The sequence below is a fragment of the Pseudomonas sp. S3_A03 genome (genome assembly GCF_054668275.1).
Window position 1 is genome coordinate 984926 of the sequence record NZ_CP162753.1, and the last position, 18098, is coordinate 1003023.

Consider the following 18098-nt stretch of genomic DNA (forward strand, 5'->3'; position numbering starts at 1 on the left):
GTCAGGCGACAGTTGTATGGCACGCGAAAGATGGTTTTGCCAAGGTTTCCGGCATCGCCAGCCACAATAGCGCCAATGCCACGGCTGCTACGCCGGCCAGGGTCAGGAACGCCGCGTTGTAGCCCGCCTGTTGCACCACGAAACCGGCCAGGCTGTTGCTCAACGCCGCGCCCAGGCCAAACACCGTCGACAGGGCACCCAGGCTGACGTTGAAGCGTCCGGTGCCTTGAGTCAGGTCCTTGACGATCACCGGGAACAGCGCGCCGAAGATTCCCGCGCCCACGCCGTCGAGCAACTGCACCGCCACCAGCCAGTAGGGATCACCCGACAAGGTGTACAGCACGCCGCGCAATGGCAGGATCAAGAAACCGGCGAGCAGCAGCGGCTTGCGCCCCCACACATCGGCCTTGACCCCCACCAGCCAGGCCACCGGCACCATCACCAATTGCGCGGCGACGATGCATGCCGAGGTCAGGGGCGTGGCCATCTGCAGGTTGATCTGCGACAGCTTCTGGCTGACCAGCGGCAGCATCGCGGCATTGGCCAGGTGAAACAGCGCGCAGCAAATGGCGAACAGCAGCAGCGGGCGGTTGGCCAGCAACACCTCAAGGCCCGAGGGTTGCTCGTGGTCGGTGTGATGGGCCGGGTCGAAGCCGCGCGCGACGTCATGATCGATTGCCCTGGCCGACACGCAACTGACTGCGATAACGCTGGCCACCGCCATAAAGGCCATCAGGTAAAACACCACCACGGGACCGAACAGATAAGCCAGGCCGCCGGCCAATAGCGCGGCCACCGCATTACCGGCGTGGTTGAAGGTTTCGTTGCGTCCGGTACGACGGGTAAACGCGCGCGGCCCGGTAATGCCCAGGGAAATCGCCGAGATTGCCGGCGCGAACACCGAGGCGGCGACGGCACTGGCGGCCTGGGTCAACGCGACCCATCCGAATGAACTGACAAACGGCAGCATCAGGCAACTGGCCGTCACCAGCAGCGCCGCCACGGCGATCACCGCGCGCTTGCTGCGGGTACGATCGATCAGCGCGCCTGCCGGGCCCTGGGTGATCAAGGCCGCGATACCGGCGAGCGTCATGACCACACCGATGCTGGCCGGGTCCCATTGGTGCACCGCCAGCAGGTAAATTGCCAGGTAGGGGCCAAGGCCGTCACGCACATCCGCCAGGAAGAAATTCAGGCTGTCCAGGGACAAGGTATTACGCAGGTCGGAGCGATGGGCCACGGCGAGATCTTCCGAAGCGCGTTCAACGGCTGAACACGGATTGCTTTAATGACTTGTAAGGCTGCGGATTAGTTTCGCGCGCGGCCCAGTGTTTTCAATCCCGGGCCGGCGGGCTTCTTTTCTAGGCGCCACGGTTATGCGGGGCACGCCGTATGAACGTACGCATGGTTTGGCCGGGGCCCGTGCTGAATACCTGCGGTCTGGGCTGGTGCTCGTCCGCTGCAATAAACACAAACTCGTCCTGCTCCAGGCGATAACTGGCGGGCAGGTATTTGCCGGCGTCATCCCCGATGGCGTCTACCCAGGTAATGCTCTTGGGCGTGGTGGTGCTGTCGAGCAAAAAACGGCCCTTGAGCAACACCGCGCCGTCGACTGTTCGGACTTCGAAGCGGTCACCCGAAATAGTGGTAATTGCCCCAGGGGCGCTGTGGGCGTCGGCGGGGTTGAGCACGCCGCTGTCTTCGAGGCGCGTTTGCTCCCAGGTACCTTGCAGGGCTTGAAAGTCGGGGTCTGAAAGGGATGACATGCAACTTCCTTTTTGCTGAAGGGCTAAGCGACGGCGGTAGCCGGTTGCCGCGTACTGAACCGGCTGAAGTGTAACCGGGCGTAGAAAAATGTCTGCTTTTTTGCGCGCGGCGGCTTGGCCGACTTGACTGGCCAATAGACAGCTTTTCACAATTCTTGATTAACTTTTGGTTACAATCTGTGGCTAAATAACTACCAATGGTCACGAACCGGCGCCCTCCAACCGCTTCGTGATGACGGTTTGAATTGTGATTTCAGGTGCTGCATCCAATCCCCGGCCGTCGTGGGCACGCGGGAGCAGCCTGTTCTCTTCTGACGTGTGACGAAATCCCTTGAAACTCATCATTGTTGCTGTCTATGTTGCCTCCATTGCGTATGTTCATCTGCGCGGCCGGGTGCGACACAAGCTGGGCCGCCAGCTCAGTGATCATTCGACCTTCCTGGCGCCGGTCAATTGCTTGCTTTATCTCTTCTCCAAGCTGCCCAGCCGACCTTACCTGTCGCCCAGTGACTTCCCCGACCTGAGCCCGTTGCAGGAACACTGGGAAGAGATCCGCCAGGAAGGCCAGGACCTGATGCGCGCCGGGGCGATCAAGCGCTCCGAGCAATATAACGACGTGGGCTTCAACTCGTTTTTCAAATCGGGTTGGAAGCGTTTCTATCTCAAGTGGTACGGCGACAGCCACCCATCGGCGATGAAGCTGTGCCCGCGTACCACGCAGTTGGTGCAGAGCATCGGTTCGATCAAGGCGGCGATGTTCGCCGAGTTGCCGCCGGGCTCCAAGTTGGTGCGTCATCGCGACCCCTATGCGGGTTCCTACCGTTATCACTTGGGCCTGGACACGCCAAATGATCCGGGCTGCTACATCAATGTGGACGGCGAAAACTACTACTGGCGCGACGGCGAGCCGGTGATGTTCGACGAGACCTATATCCATTTCGCCGAGAACACCACGCAGCACAACCGCATCATTTTGTTCTGCGATATCGAACGCCCGATGAAGTACCGCTGGGCTGCCGCGTTCAATCGCTGGTTCAGCCGCACGGTGATGGCTGCCGCGGGCTCCCCCAACGATGATGGCGACAAGACCGGCGGGCTTAACCGCGCCTTCACCCGGCTGTACAAAATTCGCTTGCGCGGCAAAGAGCTGAAAAAGCGCAACCGCATGCGCTACTACCTGGAGAAGTGGGCGATCTTCGCGGCATTGGCGCTGGTTTTTATCCTGATCTGAGACCTGGCTGGGGCGCCCTTTACTGCGGGGGGCGGGCGCCCAGCTTGTCCCACATTTTTTTGCTGATCTTCTGCCGGTTGGCATACCCCGCCCAGGGATCGTCTTTCAACGCCTGCAAGCGCTGCTGCAGGTTGGCCACCGTCCACTGTTGGGCGCCGCGCACGTGCTCCAACTCCTCGCGACTGACCGGCACCGACACTGGCAGCCCCGGCCGCGCACGCACGGAATAGGCGGCCACGGTGCTGGCGCCGCGAGCATTGCGCAGGTAGTCGATAAAGATCTTGCCCACCCGGTTTTTCGGCCCCGAAGTGGCGGTAAAGCGCTCGGGCAGTTGTTGCGCCATGAACTGGGCAATGGCTTTGGCGAAGGCCTTTATCGTGTCCCAGCCATCACGCCGCGCCAGTGGCACCACCAGGTGCAGGCCTTTGCCGCCGCTGGTTTTGACGAACGCATCAAGCCCCAGCTCGTCGAGCACCGACAAGCTCAGTCGCGCCGCTTCCAGCATGGTTTTCCAGGGCAGGGCGGGGTCCGGGTCGAGGTCGAGTACAAACAGGTCCGGCGTTTCGATTTTGTCCGTGGTGGCGCCCCATGTATGCAACTCGACGGTGCCCATTTGCACGGCGCCCACCAGCGCTTGGGCATTGTCGATCTGCATCAGCCGCGCATGGCCTGGATCCAGCGCAGGGTCCAGCTGGGTGATATTGGGAATCGCCAGGCGTTCGGCGTGCTTCTGAAAGAACTGCTCGCCCTCGATGCCCTCCGGCGCCCTTAACAACGACACCGGTCGATTGCGCAGAAAGGGCAGGATCCACTCACTGATGCTGTCGTAAAACTGCGCCAGCTGCTGTTTTTGCGTGCCGCTTTGCCGGTCGATCACGCGCTCGGGGTGGGTGATGTTCACCCCGCTGGTGGCCTTTTTGGCGGGCTGCGCCTTGAGCGATTTGGCCGTGCGCGGCTGTTCATGCACGATCTGCGCGGCGGGTTTGTCGCTGCGCAGCGCCACGAAAGCGGCCTGCCGCACCACGCCCTCGCGGGTCCATTCGGCGAACTGCACCTCGCCCACCAGGCTCGGTTCTACCCAATGCACTCCGCGCGCCTGGGCGCTGGTCAAGGGTTTTTGCAGCGGCGAAGACGTACGCTCCAATGGCTTGAGTTGCGCGTGGATACTGGCCAGCGACGCCTGGTCGAAACCGGTGCCCACCCGGCCGGCATAGACCAGCCCGGCATCGTCATTGACCGCCAGCAGCAGGGCGCCAAAACCGCTGCGCGAACCCTGGGGGCGCGTGTAACCGACGATCACAAACTCCTGGCGCAAGCGGCATTTGAGTTTGATCCAGTCAGCGTTGCGGCTGGACACATAGGGGCTGCCCCGACGTTTGCCGATCACGCCTTCCAGGGCGAGGTCACAGGCGCTTTCAAAAATATCCTGATGATGGGCGGTGAACGCTTCGGAAAACCGCAGCAGCTTGCTGTTGCTGCCCGCCAGCGCCGACTTGAGTGCCGCGCGGCGTTCTTCTACGGGTTTGTGGCGCATGTCTTGCCCCGCGAGGAACGGCGCGTCAAACACGTAATAAACGATGTCCAGGCTGCGGCCGATGTCGAAGGCATTTTGCAGCGCCTGGAAATCCGGCAACCCCTCGCCGTTGAGGCTGACCACTTCGCCATCGAGCCAACTGTCCTTGAGCTTGAGCGCCTGCAGCGCCTTGGCCTGGCGCGGCAAGCGGTCAGTCCAGTCATGGCCGTTGCGGGTGAACAGGCGCACTTCGCCATCGCGTATGCGCGTCAGCATGCGATAACCGTCGAACTTGATTTCATACAGCCAGTCGCCTTCCGGTGCGCGGTCCACCAGGGTCGCCAACTGCGGCGTGAAGTGTTCGGGGAGGTCGGCCGCGGCCTTTTGCGCTGTTGCCCGGCGCTTGGGCTTGGGCTTGGGTTTGTCGACCTTGGATGTGCCGACCGAGGCATCGCTGAGCACGCTTTTCGGTTCGGCCTCTACGATGTCGTAGTCGGCGGCGGGGCGTGCCTGTGTGTCTTTTTCCTTGATCAGCAGCCATTGTTGCTTGTCGCCGCTGGCCCTTAAGCGGGTGCGTACCAAGGCCCAGTCCCCCGAGAGTTTTTCGCCGACCAGGGTAAATTTGAGCTTGCCGGCGGCGTAGGCCTTGTGCGGATCGTCATGGGGTTGCCAGACGCCACGGTCCCAGACGATCACATCGCCGGCGCCATACTGGCCGGCCGGGATGCTCCCTTCGAACGCGCCATAGCTCAGCGGGTGATCCTCCACATGCACGGCCAGGCGTTTCTGGCTGGGGTCCAGGCTGGGGCCCTTGGGCACCGCCCAGCTCTTGAGCACACCGTCAAGTTCCAGGCGAAAGTCATAGTGCAGGTTGCGCGCATCGTGTTTCTGGATCACGAACGACAGCGCCGACGCCTTGCGCTTGCCGGCGGGCGCGCTGCCGGAGGGTTCGGCGGTGATGTTGAAATCACGCTTGCGGTTGTATTCACTCAGAGGCTTTGCCATGGCTTTCTCCAACGTACGGCGGGCTCAGGAGGCCTTCTTGGTGGACTTTTTCGCGGCCGTTTTTTTCGCCGCCGGCTTACCCGCCAGGCTGCGCTTGAGCAGCTCGGTGAGGTCAACCACATCGGCCGACTTGCGTTCTTCGCCGGCCTCCTGGGATTCCACGTCTTCGATCTTGCCGGCCTTGGCCTTCCTCGCCACCAGGGCCATGATTTTTTCCTGGAAGGTGTCGCGGTATTCGTCAGGCTGCCAGTCGGCGCTCATGTCTTCCACCAGGCGCTTGGCCATGTCGAGTTCGCCTTTGGCCAGGCTCGGCTGGGTGACGTCGCTGCCCAGTTCCAGTTGGTCCAGGCTGCGCACTTCGGCGGGCCAGCGCAGCATCACCAGCACCATGGCGGACTCCAGGGGCATCACGGCCGCCAAGTGCTGTTTGGTGTGCAGTACCACGTTGGCCAGCGCGACCTTGCGGGTTTTCTTGAGGGTTTCGCGCAGCAACGCATAGACCTTGCCGCCACGTTTATCCGGGGCCAGAAAGTACGGGGTGTCGATGTTCGGCAAGGGATCTGGTCGCTGGCGACGAAGGCGATGATTTCGATGGTCTGGGTGGACTTGGGGTGCGCCGAGCGAATCTCCTCTTCGCTGAGTACCACATAGCGGCCTTTCTCAAACGCCACGCCCTTGACGATGTTCTCCTTGGTCACCTCTTTGCCGGTGGTTTTGTTGATGCGCTTGTAGCCCACCGGGTCCATGCTGCGCTTGTCCAGCCAGTCAAAGTCCACGCCCTGGGCGGATGTGGCCGAGACCAGTGACACGGGGATATGAACCAAGCCGAAGCTGATGGCGCCTTTCCAGATTGCCCGTGGCATAAGTACGATTCCTTTATAAGAAGCCTGTGTGTTCTGGTGACTTGAACGCGGTGGGAAAAGTTTCGCCGGACGGATATGCGGACAGATCGTGTTACATCTGATGAGGAAGTATTTAGTTACCAAAGCCGAACCCCAGGCGTAGCGTGGCATCGAAAGCACGTACTCCGCGTCCCAGAGAGGCTTTGTCATGAACACCTGTGTACGCCATGTCGCCGCGTTATTGCTGGGCCTGAGCCTGGGGTCGTTCGCCCAGGCGCAAAACCTGCCCGGCAACAACAACCCGAACAACGGCCCGATCCACCGGGCCAACCCCAACAGCATGCAGGGCACCCAGCCCAGTGCGCCGGCGGTTCGGGGTATTCAGACCGGGCCGACCACGCGCCCGCCCACCCTGGAAAACCGCGGCATCGGCAACCGCTATCCCCAGCGCGAAGCCGCCCCCAGCCGCCCGGCCACCGAGACCAAAGCCCCCACTTATGATGCCAACGGCAATCGCCGGTAAGGATTCCTCTATGTTGCTACGCAAAACCCTGTCAGCCGCCTTGTGCGCAATGATCCTGACGCCTGTTTATGCGGCCGATATCCAGCAGTTCCCCAGTGAGCAAGGCAGTATCACGGTAACTCCGATCGCCAAAGGCCTGGACCACCCCTGGGCGGTGGCCTTCCTGCCGGACCGGCAGGGCTTTCTGGTTACCGAACGGCCAGGGCACCTGCGGTTTGTCGGCCCCGACGGCAAACTCTCCGCCCCGTTGAGTGGCGTGCCTGACGTCTGGGCCAAGGGGCAGGGTGGTTTGCTTGATGTGGTGCTGTCGCCGGACTTCAAGCAGGACCGCACGGTGTATTTGTCTTATGCCGAAGGCGGCGGCAAAGGCGGGACGGCCGGCACCGCCGTGGGCCGTGGACGCCTGGCGGCCGACCTCAGCGGCTTGGTGGATTTCAAGGTGATCCTGCGCCAGGAGCCGAAGCTCTCCACCGGCAACCACTTCGGTGGGCGCCTGGCGTTTGATCGCGATGGCTACCTGTTCGTGACCCTGGGAGAAAACAACGAACGGCCTACCGCCCAGGACCTGGACAAGCTGCAAGGCAAGGTCGTGCGGATTTTCCCGGATGGTCGCGTGCCGGATGACAACCCTTTTGTCGGCCAGCCGGGCGTGCGCCCCGAAATCTGGTCCTACGGCCAGCGCAACCCGCAGGGTTTGGCGCTGAACCCCTGGAGCGGCACGATTTGGGAAAACGAACATGGCCCACGGGGTGGCGATGAGGTGAATATCATCGAACGTGGCAAAAACTACGGCTGGCCGCTGGCCACCCACGGCATCAACTACTCCCTGGCGCCGATTCCCGAAGCCAAGGGCAAGACCGCCGAAGGCACCGTGGCGCCGCACCATGTGTGGGAGAAGTCGCCGGCCATCAGTGGCATGGCGTTCTATGACGGTGACCGCTTCAAGGCGTGGCAGCACAACCTGTTTATCGGCGCGCTGGCCAGCCAGGAACTGATTCGCTTGCAGTTCGAGGGTGACAAAGTAGTGCATGAGGAACGCTTGCTAGGCGGCTTGAAGGCACGTATTCGCGACGTGCGGCAGGGGCCTGACGGGTTTCTGTACGTGCTCACCGACGAGGATGACGGCGCGCTGTATCGGGTGGGGTTGAACCAGGACTAGCCACCACAGGCAAGGGGGCCGGCTCCCGATGACAGCAGGGCAGCTATCGGGAGCAAGCCCCTTCCCACAGGTTTACAGGCCCAGGTCGGACAGCCCCGGATGTTCGTCCGGGCGCCGGCCCAACGGCCAGTGGAACCTGCGTTCGCTTTCCTTGATCGGCCTATCGTTGATGCAGGCAAAGCGGTGGGCCATCAGGCCGTTCTCGTCGAACTCCCAGTTCTCATTGCCATACGAACGAAACCAGTTGCCCGAGTCGTCGTGCCATTCATAGGCATAGCGCACGGCGATGCGGTTATCGGTGAAGGCCCATAGCTCCTTGATCAGCCGATAGTCCAACTCCTTGGCCCACTTGCGCGTGAGAAACGCCTTGGCTTCTTCGCGGCTGGAGACGAATTCGGCGCGGTTACGCCATTGCGTGTCCGGGGTGTAGGCCAGGGATACCCGTTGCGGGTCCCGGGAGTTCCAGCCGTCTTCGGCCAGGCGGACTTTTTCGATGGCCGATTCACGGGTGAACGGCGGCAGCGGCGGGCGTGTTTGTGGGGTGGCTGACATTTGACGGCTCCTGTTAAAACGAAGTTGCGCAGCGGTGTATTCATAGCCCCAATAAGGTTCGCGCCATGCATTGCGCGTTATCGGCGGCGGTTGAGTCGCCCATCACCAGGGCAACGGTAATGGCGCCATCGATCAGGATCAGCAGTTGCGCGGCCTGCCGTTCGGGCTCGGGGGTGCCATGGACTTGACACAGTTCGAGCGCGTACTCGAACAGTTTCTGTTTATGGGCCTTGGCCAGCAGGCGGACCGGGTCGTGCGGGTCGCCGGTTTCACCGCTGGTGTTGATAAAGGCGCAGCCGCGAAAGTCCGCTGAGGCAAACCAGGTTTTCAGCGCGCCGAACAGCGCCAGCAGGCGCTCGCCGCTGTTGTCGACGCGTTCCACTTCGCCACGTAGCCAATCCATCCAGCGCTGATCGCGACGTTGCAGGGCGGCCATCACCAACTCGTCTTTATTGGCGAAGTAGCGGTAGATACTTTTGCGCGACACACCGGCGGTTTTCACCAGAAAGTCCATGCCAGTGGCGGCGATGCCATGGCGATAGAGCAGTTTTTCGGTGACGTCGAGGATGATGTCGCGCGTTTCATTACGGGTCATGTCGTTCATGCTCGTGACAGTAGAACGATCGTTCTTCTTGGTCAATCGGCTTTTTCCATGTCAGGCAGCGAGACCTGAGCACACCCATGGTGTAAGCTCGGGGCCTCTTCGGATTCGACCCATTGCGAGCCTTATGCCGTCGTTCTTCAAACGCTCCCTGTTGCCCAAACTACGTGGTTTTGCCCTCACGCCAGACACCCTTGAAGTGCTGTCCGGTGCTGACGCGTATCGTCGTCGCCTGCTGGAGCTCATCCCCCAGGCCACCCGCCGCATCTACATCGTTGCGCTGTATTTGCAGCACGACGAAGCGGGGCAGGAAATCTACGACGCCTTGCACGCCGCCAAGGCCGCGCGCCCGGAACTGGACATCGTGGTGGTGGTGGACTGGCTGCGCGCCCAGCGCGGCCTGATCGGTGCCGGCAAACAGCCGGGCAACAGCGCCTGGTACCAGGCCATGACCCAACGCCACGCCAGCGAAGTGCCGGTGTATGGGGTGCCGGTGCAAACCCGCGAACTGTTCGGGGTGCTGCACCTCAAGGGTTTTGTGATCGACGACAGCGTGCTGTACAGCGGCGCCAGCCTGAATAATGTGTACCTGCACAAGTTCGACAAATACCGCTTCGACCGGTACCACCTGATCCACAGCAAACCCTTGGCCGACTCGATGCAACACCTGGTGGAACACGGCCTGGTGGCGTCCAAGGCCGTGCACCGCCTGGACCTGCCGAACCCGCCGACTACCCGCAGCCTGCGCAACGACATCGGCGACCTGCGCAGCCGTCTCAAACACGCGGCCTATGACACCACGGCGGGGCAGTTGCCCAACGGCCAGCTGTCGGTCAGCCCGCTGCTCGGCGTGGGCAAGAACAACCCGCTGAGCCGGGTGATCCTGGAGCTGATTGCCGGCGCCCAGCATCAACTGACCATCTGCACACCGTACTTCAACCTGCCGCTGCCGGTGACCCGCGAGATCAACCGCACCCTGGCGCGTGGCGTGAAGATCGACATCATCGTGGGCGACAAGACCGCCAACGACTTCTACATCCCACCCAGCGAGCCGTTCAAGGTCATCGCGGCCTTGCCTTACCTGTACGAAATCAGCCTGCGTCGCTTCGCCAAGCGCCATCAGCCGATGATCGACAAAGGCCAGCTCAACCTGCACCTGTGGCGCGACGGCGATAACACCTACCACCTCAAGGGCATGTGGGTCGATGAGCGCTACACCTTGCTGACCGGCAACAACCTCAACCCGCGTGCGTTCCGCCTCGACCTGGAAAACGCCTTGTTGATCGATGACCCGCAAGGGCAGTGGCTGGCGCCGCGCCGAAGTGAGCTGGGGCAGATTTTCCAGCACACCACGCGTATCGAGCGCTACCAGCAACTGGAGACGCTGCCGGATTACCCGGAGGCGGTCGGCAAATTCCTACGGCGTGTCAGCCGGGTGCGGATTGAACGTTTGCTCTATCGCATCTTGTAAGCCTGGGTCTATCGCGCGGCTCAGGCATTGCACTCACAGCGTTGGGAATTTCCCTACGTTTTGTTTAGGTGTTGGTCTGTACGTTTTCTGCTGACAGTTCTAGGGACAGGACTCTCGCCATTCCCTTGGTATAGAGAGCGTTCGTCAGAATGATAGCCATAAACAGAGCTCCTGTTGCGCCGGCGTTGTCCGTTCTCCATGCGGCTGAAACGCCGCTTCCCGCCGTAGAAACCTCCCAGGCTCACGCGGCGCCACAACCCGCGTTTCCAACTCAACCTCAAGGTCTTGCACACAACAGTCGTTCGCTGCGCGCGTTGCGTATGGACGGGCTCGCCGGCCCGTCGAGCGACTCGAAAACCCGAGTCAAGCGTCATGCGGGCTCTGTGACGGAGGAGTCTCCCGCCAGCGCTGCCGGCGCGGGAGGTCTTTTCCCGGTCGTCGCAGATGCTCAGGATGCCGACAAAAGGCTGCAAAAGAACCTGATGCGGTGGCTGCATTCCGGTACCGCTCCTGATAACGCAGTGCCGAAAAAAGCCTCAATCGCGCCCTTTATTTCCTTATACAACGATGCGATAAAAGAGCCGGCCCTGCAGGCCTGGTTCAAATCCACAGGCTTCAAGCCCGCCACGATACGGGTGCTCGACGACGCCGTGGTGGGGATAGTGGTGCGCGAGGGCAAGGAAACGTTCCAACGTTTTACCGCCACTGACGGTTCCGGCTGGGGGCAAGTCGGCCTAAGAGTATCCGCACTGCAAAGGATCCTCTCGCCGAACAACCGAGGCATTCCGATCGCCACGGGTGCGGCCCAGGCGAATATCCCACTGACCGTGCTGTTGGAGTTTTACGGGGTTGCGCCACCGCACAATGAAAAAGCCGCACCCCTATTGGGCAAACAGCTCAAGCGTGGTGGCTGGCCGCAAATATCACAGGCGCAGCGTGATCAGTGGGAGGCGCAATTCAAACAACAGCGGCGGTCCCACGAGGACAGTGCCTTACGGGGGCGTCTGTCCGAACTGTTACAACCCTTGGTTGAGGGCAAAGGTGACAACGATACGCTGAATCTGAAAGAGCTGAGCTTGGTTGCCGCCCCCGGCTCCACCTTGGACCAGCGCAGTAAAAAGCCCCGTGAACGGTTTCTGAAATTCCTGGCATCGCCCCGGTTCGAAGCCTTTTTGCATAAGGCCGGCTTTCAAAGGCAGGACGGTGAATTCAGGCGGCATGAATACAGGCTGTCCGACGGCGACTTGCAGGCGCGCGACGGTGCAGGTCAGTGGGTATCGCTGCGGCGTGCTTTCGACGACGAGGTCGGGAAGCTGTCAGGCTGGGAAAGTGCGCAAGAGCAAGCTGCAGCGCGAACGATGGGGGCGGAGCTGGAATCGTTAGTGGTGCTGAGTAAAAAAATCGGTGATGCATTGTATTCCACGCGTACTTATGACGCCCGTCAGGTCATGGCGCACTACGCCCTCGACGTTCCGCAGACCGTCGGCCAGATGCGCGCGGCCCTGAGCGGTTTCAACGTGAAATTACCCAACCCTCCACTGGCCGGTAATTACGCAAGCATGACGCCCTATGGGCAGGGCACGGAAGCCCTGTCTGACGCCTCCAGTCAAACATTCAGAAGCGCCTCGACGCAGGTCATGGCGTTGTTCAAGGACTTTTCCCCTGCCTCGTCGGGTTTCCAATCCTTTCCCGATCCGGACAGCCAACTCGCGGCTTTTTTTGATTCCCCTGGCGCCACCGCGCTGGCCGACACAATCGCTAAATCCCTCAAGCTGTTTGCCGTGGCCGATGGTCAAACGCCGACAAGGGCCGACCGCCATCAAGTTTTGGCTACGGCCCTCAAATTCAGTGTGAACGCGCCGGTGCCGGGCCTGCCAGGGGTTGTGGCAGGCTACGATCTGTACCAGCCCGCTAATAGGGGCCGCACGCTTAAAGAGGTACGTGGCGACGTCGAGCGGCACTTGGCAGACAAAGGCGTTGATCCCAAGGTCTCGGCGCTGATGGCTCACCTGTATCTGGCCCAGGCGGCGCCGGAGATGCTGATCAAGAGAGACCCAGGCTTGGCTGCCGAACCCCTGAACGTACTCAACCCAGACCCGGGCGCTATCAAGGTTGGCTCCACGGCCTGGATGAACTTACGCCTGGCCAGTGCAATGGCAGGCGATTCGCGGTTGAACCTTCAGCAAGCCCTGGCTTTGGCACGCCAGGAGTCGGCAGGGCCTAACCAAGAAAAATTGATCAAAGCGTTGGGGGCCCGGGCACTGTTGGACTGGGGCGTCATGGTGGGCGTCTATCCGGCAACTTCGGATCGCACCTACTCCAGTACGGATTATGAAGCGGCATCTAACGCCTTTACTGAGCGAGAAAACACCACGCGCGGTGCATTCGAAGTGTTGACGGGTGAGCCGCCTACCCGAGCCAGTGTATTGGTCAAACAACTGGCCTTGTTGTTTCCTGAAATGACCGAGGAAGAAATTCGCACGGCTAAGCTGGACCTCATTACCGATGAACCTTATGACCCTCGCAATCATGGACACCTGGAGACTCGCCAGCCGTTGCTGGTTGACTTCATTTTGGCGGGGCAGGCCGAAGATGAGAGCTTTTGGCTCAAGCTCAGTTCTTCTCTCGACGCTCTGTTCATAGGTGACAAGAAATACAACTTCAATCACCCCGCTATTTCCCAGGCGACTTTCTTCCAGCGTATTAGCCAGCTGCCGCCGATCGCGCCCCTGGTGGAACCCGCCGTTGACAAATACATCGCCGACATCCGAAAGGCCCAGGCTACGGCGATGAAACTGGCTTTCGCTGAATTACCACTGAAACAGCGCATGGCGCTGGAATCGTCAAACGAGATCCAGTTTTTTAGCCTTCGGACAGGGACCGGGGAACGCCTGGAAAAAGATAAGGCGCCGGACTCGAACGTGGCCAACAAACGCGGCACTCACGGCCTGTTGATGCGCTACGAAACGGGTCAGGCCAACCCCAAATATGGCTATTACGAAGTGTTCCCCAATTCGATGAAAATGATCGAACGAACGGACTTGCCCGATAATCTTCCGCTTGGCGACAAGATCACCAAAGGCAGTGAGCCCACTGGGCTGGGTGGCTATTATCAAATCAACGTGCAGGACGGTGTGTCGCTGCCCTATGATTTTGAGGCCTATCGCTCAGGCTCCGTGCCACGCCCCGGGATGAATTCGCAGGTGATCATTGAAAAGTACGGCAGCCCATTGCGCGGAGCAGTGGACAAGACAAATCAACGCACACCCGATACCTTCGTTTCTTCCACGACCTCTAAGCTTGTGGAAACAATGTTGGCCTATGGCTTTGACGATAAGCGTGAGGCGCTGATCGACTACGCTAACCAACCCACCAACCTCGAATGGCGCCGTGCCTACCCATTCCCCTCCGGCAAGAATATTTTTACCGCTGAAAATGTGCGTACGGTACTCAGCCTGATCCCTTTTGTGGGCGCATTGACTGATTTGGTCGAGGGCAATACCGGCGAGGGGGTAAAAGGGCTGCTGATAGACTTGGCATCTTTTGTCGCCACCGGTGGGCTGGCGGGAGCTAAGAGCTTTGCCAAGGGGGTGAAGTTGCTGATGCGCTTCAATGGCAAGCCGTTCAGCACGGTTGCATTGAAAGGGGCAGGTACATTTTTGCGTGGGGTATTCAATCCAGTGGAAAGCGTCCCCGAGATTTTGCGCGCGACTCCGAACGCCCTTGCAACGTTTGCGCTAGGGCGCCCATTTCGCATTGGATCAAGCGCCCTATTGCCGGTGAAAACCTTTGAGCAGTGGCGATGGACCATGGGTGCGCGCGATGCCCTCTTCGCCGGCCCGGGCACCTCGGCCAATCACTGGGCGGGATCGCGCAAAGGCTTCATCGGTAATCAACAGGTCGATGCGGTTCAGAAACAGGGTTCCTGGTATGCGATCAATCCCCTGACCCAAAGACCCGAAGGGAGCCCTCTGGAGCGGTTCGTGCCGCAGGCAAGTTGAGACCACGGCGGCCGAGGCCCCGCGGCAGCCCGTACAGGCTGCGCGCATGTCGAGGCGGCCAATCAGTTCAAGCCCAGCTTGCCACGCAACATCGAGAGGTCTTCAGCCAGGGTATTGACCGGGCCGACCAAGGCTTTACGGTCGGCTTCCTTGACCTTGTCATAGGTCTGGAACCCGCCGTCCTTGGTTTTGTACTTGGCCAGGATCTTGTCGACGCTGGCGAAGTTCTTGTCGACCTTGGCCAGGAAAGCCTTGTCTTGCTGCCCGATCTGGCCACGGAACAGGTCGACGATTTTCTTCGCGCCGTCGATGTTGCCCTGGAAGTCGTACAGGTCGGTGTGGCTGTAGCGGTCTTCTTCGCCGGAGATCTTGGTGGCGGCGACTTCTTCAAGCAGGGCGGCGGCACCGCCCACGACTTTTTCCGGCGGGAAGGTCAGGCCATCGACGCGGGTCTTGAGGTCGTTGACATCGGTGTTGAGCTTGGCGGTGAGCGCCTCCAGGCCTTTGGTCGAGTTCTGCGAAAACAGCGCATATTCGATGCGGTGGAAACCGGTGAAGTCTTCGGCGGTCACGCCTTTTTCGTGGTCGTCCACGCGGGAGTCGATGGACGCGTCGAGGTCGCTGAACAGCTCGGCGATCGGTTCGATGGACTCATAGTGCACACGGGTCGGCGCGTAGAGTTTTTTGGCGGTGGCCAGGTCGCCTTGGTTGATGGCGTCGGTGAAGGCCTGGGTCTGGGTCACCAGCTCACCGATTTCTTCGGTGACGTAGATCTTGTAGTCCGACACCGGGCCTACCAGGTCCAGCGGCGCCGTGGTGGCGGCGAAGGCGGCCAGGGGCGAAAGGGTCATTAACAACGACAACGCGAGAGTCGACTTCTTCATGGGACGGTTTCCGCTGTGGGGTTTGTTTTAGGTATTGGCAGTGGTTTGAGGGTGCGCGGCCGCAAGCAGTGTGCGTCCAAGAAAATCCTTGGGCCCGGTGACCCCCGGCAGGCTGAAAAAGTACCCGCCGCCCACCGGCTTGAGGTACTCCTCCAGGGGTTCGCCGTTGAGCCGGGTCTGCACGCTGATAAAGCCTTTCTCCAGGTCAGCCTGGTAGCAGATGAACAACAGCCCCATGTCGAGCTGACCGTTTTTATTGACGCCGTTGGAGTAGTTGAACGGCCGCCGCAGGATCAGGTTGGCCTGGGTCTGCGGGGTGCGCGGGTTGGCCAGGCGGATATGCGCATCGAGCTTGGTCAACTTGCCGTGCGGGTCCTGGCTGTAGTCGGGCACCTGGCTTTCTTGCTGGCCATCCATGGGTGCGCCGGTGGTCTTGACCCGACCGATGATGCTTTCCTGTTCTTGCAGGGGCGTGCGGTCCCAGCGCTCGACGAAGTTGCGGATGATGCGCACCGCCTGATAGCTGCCATGAGCCGCCCAGGCTGGCTCGTCGCTGCCCGGCTGTACCCACACAATCTGGTTCATCGCCTTGTCGTCGTTGGAGTCGGGGTTGGCCGAACCGTCACGAAACCCCAGGAAATTACGCGCGCTCTGCGCAGGCGTGCCGGGTTTGGCAGGGGCCTGGGGCGGCACGCTGCCTTCCTGCTTCCAGCGCACCAGCAGCAGGTCGGGCAGGTTCTTCACGATGTCGCGCAGGGCATGGATATTGGTGTCGGGGGTGTTGGAGCAAAACTGCACGCTGAGGTCGCCATGGCACTGCGTCGGCTCCAGCGCGTCGTTGGGAAAACCCACCATGCGGCTCAGGCGCTTGGGCTTCACCGCGCCAAGGCCAAAGCGCTCATCGAACAGCGATTCACCGACCGAAACCGTGATGGTCAGGTTGTCCGGCGTCACCACCGGGCCGAGAATCCCGGAGTCGGTGGGCGGCAGTTTCGGGTCGACTTGTGCCACGGCGCCGCCGGTCATCAAGAAGCTGATGCGCTCGTTCAAGGTGCGAAACAGCCGCTCCAGGTCGTCGCGGTCGCCGGCCAGCACGTCGAACGCCACGAGCATGCCGCAGGCCGGGCGCGGCGTGACGATGCCGCTTTGGTGCTGGCCGAAAAAGTCATGGTGGTCCTGGGTCTTGTCACTGCGTGGCGCCGTGGTGACTTGCTCGGCGGCGGCCATCGCCGGGCAGGCCAGGCTGCTGCCGGCAATCGCCGCGCCGGTGGCGGCCATGCCCAGCAGGACGCGGCGACGTTGTGCTGAAAAGTGTGCTGAATCGCTCATAAATTCGGTCGTCTTCACTGCAGGCCGGAAAGGCCAAGGGCGGGGTCGATTCCATCGAGTGCAACGGCCAGAGCCTTGGCCTTGTCGGCGATCTGCTGACGCTGATCGGCGGTAACGCTGTCGTACGTGCGGTAAGTGTTATTGACCTTAAAGCCTGCGAGTTCGGCATCGAACGCGGCGAGGGCACTGTCGACTTTGGGGAGCAGGTCAGCGGCAGACTTGGCCAGCAGCGGGCGCATCAACTCGACCACCTTGTGCGAGGCTTGCAGGTTGGCGGCGAAACCGTTCAGGTCGATGTGGCTGTAGCGCTCTTCCTCACCACTGATGGCGCGCACATCCGCCAGGCTGTTGAGGTTGCGCACCACGATGCTCACCAGTTGCTCCGGCGGCAGCGACTGGGCCAGCAGTTGTTGTTTGAGGCCGCTGACGTCGGTCACCAGGCGCTGCGCCACCGGGGCCAGGCCAGCGAGGCTGCGTTGCTGGAACAGGCTGTATTCGAGGCGATGCAAGCCACTGAACGCCGGGTCCTGTTCGCGTTTTTCAAAATAATCGGCGCGGGCGTTGATGGCGTTGTCCAGTTCCGCCAGGCGTTGCGACGCCGGCGCCAGCCGTTGATAAGCCTCACGGGCTGGTACATACGCCGCCTGCGCCTGGGCCAGGTCACCGGCCTCGATCGCCTGTTGCAGCGCCGTCGTGGCCTTTATAAGCGCATTGCCCTGGCTGCTCAGGTACACGCGGAACTCCGACAGCGGGCCGATAAACGCCACCATCGACGGCTTGGCCTTGGCCTGGGCGTCGGACTGCGCCGTGGGCGTCACATGCAAAGTGCCACGCGGGTTGCTCAGCAGGCCGCAGGTGATGGCATAGTCGCCGGGCAACAGGTTGGCGTTGATAACCTGGCTAAGGCCGGGGGCGATGTTTTCGCGCTCCTCAACCACCAGCACGCCGTCGAGGATTTCCCATTCCACGGCACGGTCGGAGCGGTTGATGATACGAAAGCTCGCGCGCCCGGCCGGAACGGTCAGTGCGTTGGGCCCGCAGGCGTGGCCGTGGATGGTCACGGCAATTTCATTGCCGTTGGCCTGGCGCTTGGCGGCGGCCATCTGCGAGGCGTAGTAGAACAGGCCACCGGCGGCGATCATCACGACCACCGAGCCGGCCACCGCCCAGCGCAGGGCGCGGGGTGGCGAGGCAGGTTGAGGCGTTGGGCTGGACAAGAGA

Annotated in this window: 13 protein-coding genes and 1 pseudogene; 5 read left to right on the forward strand and 9 right to left on the reverse strand. The window is 61.3% G+C overall.

Going from position 1 to position 18098, the window contains the following annotated elements; all coding sequences use genetic code 11:
• Position 1: 1 nt before the first annotated feature.
• Both AB4O25_RS04235 and AB4O25_RS04240 read right to left on the reverse strand, forming a co-directional pair.
• The gene (locus tag AB4O25_RS04235) at positions 2-1240 is read right to left on the reverse strand and encodes an MFS transporter (protein ID WP_017528998.1); all 1239 of its coding nucleotides are present in this window, start codon (positions 1238-1240) and stop codon (positions 2-4) included.
• A gap of 121 nt (positions 1241-1361) precedes the next feature.
• Positions 1362-1766, reverse strand: a complete 405-nt coding sequence (locus tag AB4O25_RS04240; RefSeq protein WP_017528999.1) for a TIGR03067 domain-containing protein — start codon at positions 1764-1766, stop codon at positions 1362-1364.
• A gap of 331 nt (positions 1767-2097) precedes the next feature.
• Between AB4O25_RS04240 and lpxO the strand changes: the two genes are divergently transcribed.
• Positions 2098-2997: a lipid A hydroxylase LpxO gene (gene lpxO / locus AB4O25_RS04245; RefSeq protein WP_460150553.1), complete on the forward strand. Its 900-nt coding sequence runs from the start codon at positions 2098-2100 to the stop codon at positions 2995-2997.
• 19 nt (positions 2998-3016) lie between these two features.
• On the opposite strand, the gene ligD is transcribed toward lpxO, so the two are convergent.
• Together ligD and ku are read right to left on the reverse strand one after the other, a co-directional pair.
• On the reverse strand, positions 3017-5515 hold the full coding sequence (gene ligD, locus AB4O25_RS04250; RefSeq protein ID WP_460150554.1) for a DNA ligase D: 2499 nt from the start codon (positions 5513-5515) through the stop codon (positions 3017-3019).
• A 24-nt stretch (positions 5516-5539) separates the two neighbouring features.
• A pseudogene (ku, locus tag AB4O25_RS04255) lies at positions 5540-6378 on the reverse strand (non-homologous end joining protein Ku).
• A gap of 187 nt (positions 6379-6565) precedes the next feature.
• Here ku and AB4O25_RS04260 point away from each other — a divergent pair.
• Both AB4O25_RS04260 and AB4O25_RS04265 read left to right on the forward strand, forming a co-directional pair.
• The gene (locus AB4O25_RS04260; protein ID WP_368949619.1) at positions 6566-6880 is read left to right on the forward strand and encodes a hypothetical protein; all 315 of its coding nucleotides are present in this window, start codon (positions 6566-6568) and stop codon (positions 6878-6880) included.
• A 10-nt stretch (positions 6881-6890) separates the two neighbouring features.
• Positions 6891-8039 (forward strand): PQQ-dependent sugar dehydrogenase, encoded by a 1149-nt coding sequence (locus AB4O25_RS04265; RefSeq protein ID WP_017529004.1) that lies wholly within the window; start codon positions 6891-6893, stop codon positions 8037-8039.
• Positions 8040-8111: 72 nt separating this feature from the next.
• Here the strand turns inward: AB4O25_RS04265 and AB4O25_RS04270 are convergent, their stop codons facing one another.
• Both AB4O25_RS04270 and AB4O25_RS04275 read right to left on the reverse strand, forming a co-directional pair.
• On the reverse strand, positions 8112-8591 hold the full coding sequence (locus AB4O25_RS04270; protein ID WP_017529005.1) for a nuclear transport factor 2 family protein: 480 nt from the start codon (positions 8589-8591) through the stop codon (positions 8112-8114).
• A gap of 40 nt (positions 8592-8631) precedes the next feature.
• Entirely contained in the window at positions 8632-9195 is a 564-nt protein-coding gene (locus tag AB4O25_RS04275) for a TetR/AcrR family transcriptional regulator (RefSeq protein ID WP_017529006.1), read from the reverse strand.
• Positions 9196-9319: 124 nt separating this feature from the next.
• On the opposite strand from AB4O25_RS04275, the gene pssA reads away from it, so the two are divergent.
• Together pssA and AB4O25_RS04285 are read left to right on the forward strand one after the other, a co-directional pair.
• A complete protein-coding gene (gene pssA, locus AB4O25_RS04280; RefSeq protein ID WP_460150555.1) occupies positions 9320-10663 on the forward strand; it encodes a CDP-diacylglycerol--serine O-phosphatidyltransferase in 1344 nt (447 codons plus the stop codon).
• 185 nt (positions 10664-10848) lie between these two features.
• The gene (locus tag AB4O25_RS04285) at positions 10849-14664 is read left to right on the forward strand and encodes a hypothetical protein (RefSeq protein ID WP_460150556.1); all 3816 of its coding nucleotides are present in this window, start codon (positions 10849-10851) and stop codon (positions 14662-14664) included.
• Positions 14665-14726: 62 nt separating this feature from the next.
• On the opposite strand, the gene efeO (AB4O25_RS04290) is transcribed toward AB4O25_RS04285, so the two are convergent.
• The 3 genes from efeO (AB4O25_RS04290) to efeO (AB4O25_RS04300) are packed head-to-tail and all read right to left on the reverse strand — an operon-like array spanning position 14727 to position 18094.
• Positions 14727-15548: an iron uptake system protein EfeO gene (gene efeO, locus AB4O25_RS04290; RefSeq protein ID WP_017529010.1), complete on the reverse strand. Its 822-nt coding sequence runs from the start codon at positions 15546-15548 to the stop codon at positions 14727-14729.
• A gap of 27 nt (positions 15549-15575) precedes the next feature.
• Positions 15576-16877: an iron uptake transporter deferrochelatase/peroxidase subunit gene (gene efeB / locus AB4O25_RS04295; protein WP_267863824.1), complete on the reverse strand. Its 1302-nt coding sequence runs from the start codon at positions 16875-16877 to the stop codon at positions 15576-15578.
• 14 nt (positions 16878-16891) lie between these two features.
• Entirely contained in the window at positions 16892-18094 is a 1203-nt protein-coding gene (gene efeO, locus AB4O25_RS04300) for an iron uptake system protein EfeO (RefSeq protein WP_460150557.1), read from the reverse strand.
• Positions 18095-18098: the final 4 nt, after the last annotated feature.